The following is an 11,398-nucleotide window of genomic DNA, read 5'->3' on the forward strand; positions in this document are numbered from 1 at the left end:
GATCAACAGCCGCATCGTGGAACGGAACTTTTTACCAGACCCCGAGGGTACCGACGAAAAGGGCCCGCCCACCGGGCATGGCACGGCGGTAGCCGGACTGATGTTGGGGATCATTGACGAGACGCCGGCGCGGTTGCCGGGGGCGACGCTCTATAACGCCTCGGTATTCTACAGCCGCAACCAATACGCCCAGGGCGCCACCATGATGCATCTGGTGTCGGGTCTGGAATGGCTGATCGGGCAGGAAGTCAGCGTGATCAATATGAGCCTCACGGGGCCCGACAATCGCGTGCTCGCCACCGTAATGGAGCGTCTTACCGCTGGCGGTATCGCCGTAGTCGCGGCAGCGGGTAATGAAGGCCCGGCAGCCCCACCGCTTTACCCGGCGGCCTATAGTGGCGTGATCGCCAGTACCGCGGTAGATGCCGACGGGCAGGTGTATCGCTGGGCCAACCGTGGAGAGCATATCGATTTTGCCGGCCCCGGCGTGTCGGTACGCACCACCCGGGGCACGGGGGAGTTTGGTCATGAGAGCGGCACTTCCATGGCCGCTCCGACGGTGACCGCCCATGTGGCCTGTGCTTTGGCCAAGCAACTGGCCTCAAGTGGGAACGTGGTGCAATATCTGGCCGGGCAAGCGAAAGATCTTGGGGAGGCAGGCCGCGACCCGATTTTCGGTCACGGCCTGCTGCAATAACAGTAATCAGAACTCCACACTTAGCAGCGCCGATACGCCGGTTTCCCGGTAGTCCGCCGCATCAAAGTTCGAACGGTAGTTACCGTGCTCGACTTTGGTTTCCAGCGCCAGCCACTCCAGAAAACTGAGTGTCCAGATTGCTTCGACCACATGACTGCGGTCGTGCCGGGTGCCCGTGCCGGTTGGCGACATGGGGTCACCGGTTCCGGGCAGCCCTTCTCCGGTTTCATTATCGGTAACTGGCAGCGACTGCTCGTTGCCGTAATCCCGATCCTGGTAACGCCAGCCCAACTGAATCCTGCTTTCCTGACCGGCGATCGACCCTGTATGGGAATAGCGGGCCCGCAGTTTAAGCGCGGTATTGTCGAACGCCGGCGAGTAAGCTTCTTCCTCTTGGCGGCTAACGCCCAATGACCAGAAAGTGCGTGCATCATTGAAAAAGTAATACACATCGCCGGCCAGCTCCTCACCATCGGCATTGCGATCGCGGTTGTTCTCGAACCGCTTTTCGCTCTCGGTGTAGGCACCGCGAACATAAACACCCGAACTAAAAAGTTTGGCAGCATAAAAGCTGTCCTTGGTCAGATCCAGCAAGGGCTCGGACGCGAGCTCGGCGTCCGCGACGTGTCGACTCAGACCCCAGGTAATGCCCGCCAGATCAATGGCACCATCAAGCGAAGCGATACCCAGGTCCTGGTCGAATTCGCTGACCTCGTGGTATCGACGCGAGGACAGGCTGTAACTGCCTTTCAGGGTAATACGCTCGGTCGGATAAAGCTCACCACCGACCCGGCCGTAAAACACATTTGCCCAGTCGCCCTGGTTAGATGTCTGGTCCAGCGACGCAACCGACAGCGTCGAATCATAGGCACCGCCAGCGTGGAGCTTCACATTGAAATCAGCCTTGTTATTCGACGCCTCATCGTTTTGAGCACAAGCGGTAACACTGGACAAAGCGGCGGCAAGGGTCAGTGCCATTCGGGGTAGTGTATTCATATTCATGGGAATGACTCCGTAAAAAAACACCGGTCGGGCCGAGGCCCACCGGTGCCAATGAACAAGGGATATTAGCGAGTGATATTGGCGTTCAGTGCCTGATTGACGGAGGCTTCAACGGCCCCGGCCGCTTCAGTGGTCACCTGGTCGGCCACCGCCGCACTCACCTGTTGGGCCACTTCCGCATCCACCGCGGTCGCCGCTGCCGAGCTCACGGAATTGGACACCTCATTGCTCACCGTTTGGCTGACTTCGGCGGCCACATCGGCGCCAGCCTCTGCGGCAACACTGGCCGACTCCACCGCCGAAGCGGCTTGCGTCTCAACCTGGGTGCGGACGTCCGAAGCGGTATCAATGCCACTCTGAACGGTAGCCTCAGCAACGTCCTGCGCCTGTTCCACACGGCTCTGTGCGTCTTCACGCGCGGAGACCGCTGTGTTCAGCCCGGCTTCGGCCCGCCCCTCAGCACTTTGTGACGCTGACGTAGTGACCTCACCAGCACCTTCCACTAGGGCGCGGGACTCGCCCGCCAGGTTGGTAGTGCTATCTGAGGTGTCGTCGGCACCGTCGTTGATAGAATTTCCGGTGTCGACTACCTCAGTCTCCGTTTCAGCCGATTCATCCTGAGTGGACGACTCTTCGCGCTGCAGGCTCTCCGCTCCAGAACCACCCGCATTGCCGCGGGCGCCCACAGACGAACGATTCTGCCGACCCTGTTCGCCCGCTGGCTCACTGGCTTCACGAGCCCCGGACGTCTGCATCTGGGCGTTAGCGCGAGCGTCAGCCTCGGCATCAGCATTGATGGATTGGGCCGAACTTGGCAGAGCCAGAACAGAAGCGATGGCGAGTACAAGTGTTGATTTTTTCATGACTAAGACCTCCTACTGATTGGGTTTCAATCAGTTAACGTCTCAGCAGTAGATTTATTCCTTCGACATACGACTTGGCCGCCGCCTCGGCGTCAAGCCGGCCGAGAGGGACTGATGTACCTGCTCGATACCAATAGCATCTCGGAATTCCGCAAAGCGGCCAGCGGCTAAAGGGAATCACCTTCTCCTTCCAACGCCCGTATTTGGTCCAGCTCATTCTCAGTCAGAGCTTTGTAGCCTCTCAGAAACGGCCAACCGTACCCCCAGCGAAACTCCGTGGGCAGAAAGGGGGTGCCCCCGACCCTGACCCCAGCCAGCATAAGCATTGCGATTTCAGGCTCCCCGACATCGGCAACGCAACGCTTGAGTTCATTATCCGCGTCAAGACGATCCCGATAGGTGCCGCCTATCCAATAGGCATAATCGTGGGCAATGCAGCAGGATAACCAGAGTTCGTTATTCTGGACTGTGCCGTCCGGAAAGGAACTGCACCCATCGGTTTCAAAAGGCTGAAGGTCGCCGGCAACGGCACCAAGCGGAAGAAACAGTAGCGTTGCCAGAACTCTTTTCATCACACCCAACGCTGACTCGCTACCGGCGGCACTCATAGCTATCGGCAGACGTCTTGTCACCGCCAATATAGTGCGGGTGCATTGGATAGGCGCAGAGCTTGCGGTTGCCGGGCTCCGGGTTTTCGCGCGAAGCGATGATACCCTCCGGCGCTTCGCCGTTTTCCACCCAATCGACGACCGCGCTCAGCAAATCGAAGGAATCATAAGTATTGGCCCCACCGGCGCAATGGCCCATGCCGGGCACATGATAGTAACGGCTGGCATCGCTCCAGTCTTCATTGGCTTCGCCGGCCCGCTGATAAAACTCGAGCGTGTCGTAGGCCGAGAACCAGGCGTCGCTGACGCCGTGATAGAACAGGATTTTTCCACCCCGATGGAGAAAAGTGGAAAAGTTGGTCCAACCGTAGCTATCGGTGCGCGACTGCATCGGGTCATTGCGCAGCTGTGCATCTTCGGCATCAATATCAATTGCGGTCTGCTGGGCGCTGGCGCCGGGAGAGAAGAAATTCTCACCCGGAATATAAGTCATATTCCCCTCGATCATGCCGGTATCGACCGGAAAAGCGGGATAGATCTCGTAGCCGGCACTGTTGACCAGCGGCGCAAAGGCCTTGTCGAGCGCGTCCGCTTGCGCCGGTGAGATACACGAATCGTCGCCCTCTTCCTCGCAGACGAGCAGGCTGGGATCGAAGTCGCAACCACGGACATTGGCGACCACCCCGTCTTCAAGGCCATCCAGGCCGTCGCATTGCGCCAATAGCCCATCATGCACCGCGCGGCGTTCTGCCGGAGAAAAAGCGCGGCCAACCTGCGGATTGCCCTCGTCGTCACGGGGCGCTATTTCGTTAAAGGCCACCACCGCCTTACGCAGGGCGAAATTTGAGTTTCCTGTGCGCATGGCCGGCGCACCGACCACGGCACCATCGAACAGCATGGGATAGCGCTGCGCGGCCAGCATGCTCTCGCGCCCGCCGGTCGAGCAGCCGGAAATATAGGTATGATGCGCGGCCCGCCCGTAATGGGCCTTCACAATCTCCTCGCCCAGTTCGGTGACCTTGGCCACGGATTGTCCGGAAAAATCGAGCGCGGCCTGCTGATCGGCCATAAAGGACGCATCGAAACCGTGCTCGCCCTTGTGTCCACCATCGGTGGAAATCACCGCAAAACCCCGCGCCAAAGCTGGCTTATCACCAGCCGCATTGCCGCCCAGCGGCGGATGCACTGTGCCATTCAGCCCGCCGCCACCCTGAAACAGGAACCGACCGTTCCAGTCCGCCGGCATGGCCAGCGCGAAACCAAGGCCATAGGTCTTGCCGTCCGCTCCTGTGCGTTCGTTGCTGATGCCTTCGACATAACAATGAGTGGGCAGCTCCACCGAAGTGCTACCGGGACCGGCTCCGAAGCTGAAGGAGCCGGCTGGCTTTTCCTCGGAGCGGGTGATTTCGGTGTTCGCCATTTCAAGTCCGGTCAATGCTGTGCAGGCATTGTTAGCCACTGCGGCATCGCCGTCGGAAAGATCGTGCGTCCCACATCCTGCAACGGCCAAAGCCGCCAACCCAATTGTCAATCGGTTCATCATTTTCGTTCCTTTTATCGCTGCCCCAACAGCCGAGGCAAATGAGTTATAGCAATTCAAGTAAGGGTAGATGTATCTTCACCGTTCGAAGATACAGAATGTCCTCTACCCCATCTTCAACCCCTGCAAATCCCTCGGCGTAGCCCCCAAATCCCTCCAATTCTCGGGATGGCAGGAAAACAATAGCACCTGGTGTCGGCGGGCGGCGTCGAACAGGATGCGTTTCATCTGGTCCAGGCGCTGAGCGTCGCTGTGGACCAGGGCGTCGTCCAGGATGATGAGTGTGGGCTTGCCAGCTTCGCGCAGCAGGTCGGCGTAGGCCAGGCGGCTGATCAGGCCCATTTGTTCCCTTGCGCCGTAGCTGAGTGATGGCAGGTCGCCCTGCTCTTCTCCCGTGCCTTGAGGGCGCGTGAGGGTGGTGGGCATGAGGTTTTCATCCACACTCAGGTGGGCTTGGGGAAACAGCAGTTTCAGGTAGTGGTTCAGGTGTTTTTGCAGGGGCGCCTGCAGCTGACGGGTCAGGGCCTGACGTTTGTCTTTGAGCAGGTTGAGTAACAGGTCCAGCGCCTGGGCACGTCGGGCCAGTTCATCCCGGCGTTGGGCCAGGCGTTGGTTGATCTGCGCCTCTTCATCGCGTTTTTCTTCCAGGCCCTGGGCGCCCTGCTCTTCCAGTCGGACTTGCAGGTCGCGGATGCTTTGGGCCCTGTCCCGCGCTTGGGTTTCCATGGCGTTCGCGGACTTTGTAAAGCGTTCGATATCCTGCTCAAGCACCTCGGGTTGTTCGGCATCAATTTTCTTTTGTCGGGCGTCGATGGCGGTGGTGAGCTGATGCTCACGGGCTTTGAGGTCGGTCAGCTCCTTATTGGCCTGCTCTTCGCGGGCTTTGCGATCCGGCGCCTGAAGTTGGGCGTTGAGCTTATCCCATTCGGCGTGGGCGTTGGTGCTCTTTTGCTCTGCCAGGCCCTCTTGTTGTTGGTGTTGAGTGAGCGCGTCTTCGGCTCGTTTCAGTTCCGCGCGGGCGGCTTCCAGTTCCGCCTCAGCGTTTTCTTCCGAGGGCACGTCCGTTTGTGCTTCGGGCACTTCTGCCAGCTGTACGCGTAGCGCTTCCAGGCGGGCGTCGTCCTGCTCGGCGGCCGAGCGCAGGGCGTCCACGCCTTTGGGGGCGAGGGCGTCCAGTCGTACTTGCTCGCGTTCGATGGCTTGTGCGAGCCTCTGATTGTCGGCGGCACGTTGCTCGCCTTCCTCCAGACTGGCGACGCCGAGGCGTCGCAACAAACTGCTCTGCTCGGCTTGTAGGGTTTCCTGCTGACGCTGGAGGTCGGCGACGTCAGTGCCGCCGGGCTGAATGCTCAAGCGCCCGACACCGGGGATGCGCAGTTCGGTGGCCTCGACCAACAGGGTTTCACCCTCACCGGTGACCGTCTCTTCGCCGATGGTGATGGACTGTTCCGTTTCCAGCTCGTAGTTCAACCGGGTCGCGAGGGCTTTCTGTCGGATGATCAATTCCGCCAGGGCCTGCTCGATGCGCTTCAGTTGGGCCAATGCGGTTGGGTCCATGTCTTTGGCGGGCTGTTCCGCATGCAGTTTCTTTAAGGCCGCATGCCGTTCGGTGGCCTGCTTGAGTGTATCCGCTTGTTGGCTTTGGCGTTCGGCCAATTGGTCGACCTGTTGTTGCAGCCGGGCGCGTTCCGCCTGGTGACGGGCTTGCTCACGTCGGGCTCGGGCCTGCTCGTAAGTTTGCTGGGCGTCGGCCCGGCGTTTTTCCAATTGGGGCCGGCGGTCGCGGCATTCCTGCCACTGTGCGTCGGCCTTGGCTTTTTCTTCGGCGCGTTGGGTCAGTTGGTACTGCTGGTTTTCAAAGTCTTTGAGTTGCTGGCGATACACCGACTGGCTTTGGCGGCAGCTGTCCAGGACTTGCTGGTCCTGTCGCTGTTCGCTCTGCCAGCGTTGGACTTCGCTCAGTTGGGTTTTTGCGGCGTCGGCTTTTTTACGCTGCTCTTCCCAAGGGCGGACGGCATCAATGGTCTGTTTTTGTTCGATCAATGAGCCTAACTGATCCACCTGTTGGCGGTACTGTTCGACGGACTGGTTCAGGGCCTCAAGGCGTTCCTGACTGTGCCGGTAATCCTCCAACACTTTTTTGTAGTCTTTGGTTTCCTTGCCGGTGCTGGTCAGCAATTCGGCACGCTCTTTTTCCACTCGGGCGATCAGCTCGTCGCCGCCGCTGCTGGCCACTTCGCCCAGGCTCTGGCCCAGCGCCGATTGCAGGTGTTCCCCGGCGTGGTTGACCGGGCCCTGAATGTCCTGCACCGCGCCCTGCTCTACCCACAACAGGCCGGGAATGCCCCAGTGCTCGGCTTTGCTCGCGCCGCGCCCGGGGAATTGGTAGCCAAGCATCTCGGCCAGTTTTTCCTCTGCCTCTTCACCGCTGAAGTGTTGGCTGCCGACTTTGAGGTCGCAGCGCTTTTTGCCAAGGAAGCGTTTGTTGAGCGTCCAGTGCTCGCCCTGCCAGTCGAACTCCAGTTCGATTTCGGGGGTGGCCGAGGTGTCGCCCCAGGGCTGCAGGTCGTCCACGCTGCTGGATTTGTAGCGCTCGAAAAAGGCGGCGCGAATGGCGCGCACCAGGGTGCTTTTGCCGGACTCGTTGGGGCCGACAAACAGGTTGATGCCGTCGGTGAGATCGCGGATTTCCAGGGGCTGGCGGAACTGTTTGAGTTGGTCGAGACGCAGACGGGTCAACTTCATTGGGCGCTCTCCACCTGTTCGCTCTCGGAAGTCGTGCCATTTTCACGCAGCATGCCGGCCAGTATCGCCAGGGCCGTGCGGGCGGTATCGGCTTCCTCGCCCTGGCCTTCCTGCCGCTCGCGCAGCTCGCCAATAACCTCGCCCACGTAACCGTCCGCGTGCAGTGCGGCGATGTCCTCCTCGGTGGGTATCAGGTTCAGGCCGGACAGGTGAGATTGAAAGCTGCGGTGACGGGCCTCGGCTCCACCGAGGTAGTGCAACAGCGTCTGGTGACCGGACAGGTCCACTTCGCCGTCCACCGTCAGGTCCACTACCGAACGCGGCGGCAGGGCGTCCAGCTCGGCGATTAGCCGATCCAGATCGCTGGCCACGGCCAGGGTGCCCTGGTGCTTTATCCATTGGAACTGGCCGGTTGTGTGGGGCTGCACCTGGGGCTCGGCGCCGGGCTGCTCAATATCGACGATCAATGCCTGGCCGGCGCCGTTGTCCTTGAACCGCTCCTGCTCAGGCGTGCCGCTGTAACGCGTGCGGGCGTCGATGGTTTTGTAGCCATGCCAGTCCCCCAGGGCCAAATAGTCCAACCGGGCGGTGGCGGCCCGGTCGGCGGCAATGGGGTTGGTGGAGTCGATTTCCTCGGCCAGCTGGCCTTCGACGCTGCCGTGGGCGAGGCCGATGCGCGGCAGGCCGTCTGGAGTATCGGCACGGTCGAACCACTCGGTGAGGTCGTTGTAGGTCTGCCGTTGGGTCAGGGGCGCGGGCAGCACGGCGAAGCCCAGGTCCTGATAGACACGGACTTCCGGTGTCAGGAGCAGATCGACGTTGTCCGGCACGGCACTCAGGCGCTGGGCGTGAGTCCAGACGCTTTCCGCCAGGGCGGCGTCGTGGTTGCCGGGGAGGAGCAGCCAGGGGCCGGTAAAGCCGGCCATGGCCTGAAAGGTGCGGTGGATGGTCCGGTCCGATAAGTTCTGGGCATCGAACACATCCCCGGCGACCAGGACGGCATCGACGGCCTGCTCGGTGGCCAGCGCGGCCAGCGTCTCAATGGCGGTAAAGCGGGCGTCCGCCAGGATTGAGGCGTCTTCTTCGGCGAAGCGGCTGTATTGGCGGCCGATCTGCCAGTCGGCGGTGTGGAGAAAGCGGGGCATGGGGCCGGGTCCTTTCTGCTTGGTTCGATCATAGAGGGAGGGAGTCTACCGAATTTAAGCGTTGAGCGGCACCGTGTGGGTGGCTTAGGACTCGAGAGCGGTGGATGACGGCCTCCGGCCTTATCCACCCTAACTGCTGGGCTACAGAACTTGGGTGGTTTTAGGGCGGGGGCGGTGGATGTGGTTGGGGTGGGTTACGGCGGATGCGCGCCTTTGGGCGCTTATCCGCCCTACGCAGATTTCGGGTGTTAGCCGCACGATGGACAACGGGCGGTATGGGTGCTTGACGGTGTTGGGTGGCTTGTGGATACTGCCTGAAAACGAACACGGACCTGCTTTCATGGATACGGCGCGCCGACAATTGGATCATCTGATTGAGCAGGAGGAACTCGCTCCTGCTGATTACCAGCGTGCGGCCACGTTGCTCGGCCTCTATCCTTCCCTGCCCCGCTGGCAACGTTTCCTCGATCATCTTCTGCTCTGGCTCAGCGCTTTGGCGCTTGGCTTTGCGCTGCTGTTTTTTATTGCCTACAACTGGACCGAGCTGGGTCATCTGGGTCGGTTCGCGCTGGTTGAGCTGGCGTTGCTCATCGCCGTGAGCGCCTATTTCTGGAAAGGTGGAAGGGGGCTGGCGGCGAAAGCGGCGCTGTTTGCCGCGGCACTGGTGGTGGGCGGTTTGCTGGCCCTGTTCGGTCAAACCTATCAGACCGGCGCGGACCCCTGGCAGCTGTTTTTTACCTGGAGCCTGATGATTCTGCCCTGGGCGCTGATTGCCCGGTTGCCCGCACTCTGGGTATTGGTGATCGGGCTTTGGAATCTGGCCACAATGCTCTATCACGGCACCTTCGGCTCGGTCTGGATTCTGACCGGGGACACCAGCCTGGCCTGGGCGCTGCTGGTCATCAATACCCTGAGTTTGATTGGGTGGGAGCTGGCGGCGCGCCGATTGACCTGGCTCGATACCGGCTGGGCTCAGCGCCTGATTGCCGCCGGCGTAGGGATGGCGGCCACCATACTGGCGTTGATAGGCAGCTCGGACACCCTGATCAGTGGCGAGCTACTGATCTACGCGCTGGTGTTGGCGGCCATTTACGGCGTTTACCGGTACCTCAAGCCCGACCTGTTTATGCTCGCCGGCGGCTGCCTCTCCGTGATTGTGGTCATCGACGGGTTGTTCATTGCGCACACCGACCTGCAGGAAGACGGTGTCTTCTTTCTGCTTAGCGCCATCACCATCGGCTCGACCACGGCCCTGGTGAAGTGGCTGATTCATCTGAACCGGCTTATGCACCATGAACCAGAACACTGACGCAAAGCGCCGCCTCGCCGAAGCCGGTATCGGCCTTCAACCGGGCAATGATCAAGGGCCGGTGATTCCCTGGTATCTGCTTGTTCTTCAGGGAATCGGTGGCTGGCTGGCCGCGCTGTTTCTTCTGGGTTTTCTCGGCCTGGGATTCATTCAGGCACTGGATAAGCCGATCATCGCCCTGGTGCTGGGTTTACTGCTGATCGGTGGCGCTTTTGGTTTATTGCTTCACCGACAGAGTGTTTTTCTGGAGCAGCTGGTATTGGCCTCCAGCCTCGCCGGTCAATTGCTGGTCGCCTATGCCATCGCCTACTGGCTCGATGATATCAACGCCCTGTTCTGGGTGGGAATGTTGATTCTGCATTCAGCCCTTGCCGTGCTGATGGCGAGTCAGTTGCACCGAATATTTTCCGCGTTGTTTGCGGGCTTATCCCTGTTTTTTCTCGGCGTGGAAACCGGAGCCGTGTACGGTATTCCGCCCGTCGTTTTGGGTATCACCTGTGTATTTTGGCTGAACGAATTTCACTACCCTCAGCACCGCAACGCCCTGAAAAACATCGCCATGGGACTGACGCTCGGGCTGCTGGTCATGCAGTACCTGATCCGTTTTCCCGAGCTGGTGGAAGACAGCCTCGCAATCGCCTGGTTTCCCCACTGGCTGGGCGAGTGGCTGACCGGCGCCGCGCTTGGCTATCTGGCCTACCGGGTGATCCGCGTGAACCCAATGGCGCTGACTGGACGCGCATTGATTATCAGTGCGGTCACCTTGGTGCTTCTTTGTCTGGCCTCCTCTTATGCTTTCGGTCTGACGCAGGGCGCAGCACTGATTGCCCTGGGGTTCGCCATCAACCACCGGATCGTGATGGGGCTGGGCGTACTGTCTCTGCTGTTTTCCATTTCCACCTACTATTACCGTCTGGACCTGACCCTACTGGAAAAATCCTTCACTCTGCTGATTCTCGGACTGTTTTTTTTCGCTGTGCGCTATGGCCTGAATCGTTGGTCGGCCAGCCTCTCTGGAGACATGACCGATGCGTAGGGGAATCGCACTGGTCACCGCCCTGGCCATATTGGTGCTCGTCAATTTTTCCATTTATGAGAAGGAGCAGCATCTGGCCCAGGGTGAAATCATGTATCTCGAGCTCGCCCCGGTGGACCCGCGCTCGCTGATGCAGGGGGATTACATGACGCTCCGTTTTGAAATCGGCAATCAGATCCGTGACGCCGTCCGCTCAAACGGCCAGGCCGACGATGAACCCGACGACACTTCCGAAGGCTACGCCATCGTGCGTCTGGATGAGCAGAGTATCGCGCACTTTGTCCGACTCGCCGCTTCGACCACCGCCCTTGAGGAAGACCAGCGCGCCCTGTTCTATCGTCAACGTAACGGCCGGATTCTGTTCGCCACCAACGCCTTCTTTTTTCAGGAGGGGCAGGCCGAGCGTTATGAGGCTGCCCGGTATGGGCGGTTTCGAGTGAACGAGGAAGGCGA

The 11,398-nt window shown here is 60.3% G+C and carries 10 protein-coding genes and 1 pseudogene; 4 read left to right on the plus strand and 7 right to left on the minus strand.

The genetic code is table 11. The features are described from left to right. On the plus strand, positions 1 to 697 hold a 697-nt coding region (locus tag B3187_RS03335; protein ID WP_286804568.1), incomplete at its 5' end, for a S8 family serine peptidase. A 6-nt stretch (positions 698 to 703) separates the two neighbouring features. Here the strand turns inward: B3187_RS03335 and B3187_RS03340 are convergent. From B3187_RS03340 to B3187_RS03365, 7 genes and pseudogenes are all read right to left on the minus strand, one after another. After that, positions 704 to 1,699, minus strand: coding sequence for a hypothetical protein (locus tag B3187_RS03340; protein WP_286804569.1), 996 nt, complete (start codon positions 1,697 to 1,699; stop codon positions 704 to 706). 65 nt (positions 1,700 to 1,764) lie between these two features. Further along, complete coding sequence (locus B3187_RS03345) at positions 1,765 to 2,562, minus strand: hypothetical protein (protein WP_286804570.1); 798 nt, start codon at positions 2,560 to 2,562, stop codon at positions 1,765 to 1,767. 167 nt (positions 2,563 to 2,729) lie between these two features. Further along, positions 2,730 to 3,134, minus strand: a complete 405-nt coding sequence (locus tag B3187_RS03350) for an FAD-binding oxidoreductase (RefSeq protein ID WP_286804571.1) — start codon at positions 3,132 to 3,134, stop codon at positions 2,730 to 2,732. A 19-nt stretch (positions 3,135 to 3,153) separates the two neighbouring features. Beyond that, complete coding sequence (locus tag B3187_RS17515) at positions 3,154 to 3,678, minus strand: tannase/feruloyl esterase family alpha/beta hydrolase (protein ID WP_414673667.1); 525 nt, start codon at positions 3,676 to 3,678, stop codon at positions 3,154 to 3,156. Further along, positions 3,664 to 4,713: pseudogene (locus tag B3187_RS03355) on the minus strand (DUF6351 family protein); the annotation flags it as partial. The gene B3187_RS17515 and the pseudogene B3187_RS03355, both read right to left, overlap by 15 nt. Positions 4,714 to 4,815: 102 nt before the next feature. Continuing rightward, positions 4,816 to 7,455 carry an AAA family ATPase gene (locus tag B3187_RS03360; RefSeq protein WP_286804573.1) on the minus strand — a complete coding sequence of 880 codons (2,640 nt, stop codon included), beginning with the start codon at positions 7,453 to 7,455 and terminating at the stop codon, positions 4,816 to 4,818. Beyond that, positions 7,452 to 8,600, minus strand: coding sequence for a metallophosphoesterase family protein (locus B3187_RS03365; protein WP_286804574.1), 1,149 nt, complete (start codon positions 8,598 to 8,600; stop codon positions 7,452 to 7,454). The genes B3187_RS03360 and B3187_RS03365 overlap by 4 nt, the downstream gene beginning before the upstream one ends. Positions 8,601 to 8,940: 340 nt before the next feature. On the opposite strand from B3187_RS03365, the gene B3187_RS03370 reads away from it, so the two are divergent. From B3187_RS03370 to B3187_RS03380, 3 genes are all read left to right on the plus strand, one after another. Continuing rightward, positions 8,941 to 9,909 (plus strand): DUF2157 domain-containing protein, encoded by a 969-nt coding sequence (locus B3187_RS03370; RefSeq protein WP_286804575.1) that lies wholly within the window; start codon positions 8,941 to 8,943, stop codon positions 9,907 to 9,909. Beyond that, positions 9,893 to 10,945 (plus strand): DUF4401 domain-containing protein, encoded by a 1,053-nt coding sequence (locus tag B3187_RS03375; RefSeq protein WP_286804576.1) that lies wholly within the window; start codon positions 9,893 to 9,895, stop codon positions 10,943 to 10,945. Before B3187_RS03370 ends, B3187_RS03375 begins: the two co-directional genes overlap by 17 nt. Further along, positions 10,938 to 11,398, plus strand: a 461-nt coding sequence (locus B3187_RS03380; protein WP_286804577.1) for a GDYXXLXY domain-containing protein, incomplete at its 3' end; no start/stop codon positions are given. The genes B3187_RS03375 and B3187_RS03380, both read left to right, overlap by 8 nt.

Origin of the sequence: Marinimicrobium sp. UBA4209 (assembly GCF_002381585.1) — a bacterium.
GTDB lineage: Bacteria > Pseudomonadota > Gammaproteobacteria > Pseudomonadales > Cellvibrionaceae > Marinimicrobium > Marinimicrobium koreense.